This window comes from Streptomyces sp. URMC 126 (assembly GCF_051386555.1).
In the GTDB taxonomy this organism is placed as follows: Bacteria; Actinomycetota; Actinomycetes; order Streptomycetales; family Streptomycetaceae; genus Streptomyces.
On record NZ_JBPQTX010001425.1, the window covers coordinates 1 to 230 of the forward strand.

Below are 230 nucleotides of genomic sequence, written 5' to 3' on the forward strand. Positions count from 1 at the left end.
CCGGCTCCACGGTGTGGGTCTTCCTCTTCGACCCCGACTTCGGCCCGGTCAACGACGTGCTCACGGCCCTCGGGGCGAGCGGCTTCGCCGGTCACTCCTGGACCTACGGCCGCTACAGCGCCTTCGCCCTCGTGCTGCTCGAAGTCGTGTGGTGCTCCTTCCCCCTGGTGATGGTCACCCTCTACGCGGGCATCCGGGCGATACCGGCCGAGGATCGGCCGCAGCAGCGG

General features: G+C 70.0%; 1 pseudogene. It reads left to right on the forward strand.

Annotated features, from left to right (window positions below):
- Nucleotides 1-230, forward strand: a pseudogene (locus ACSNOK_RS36530) (sugar ABC transporter permease); the annotation flags it as partial.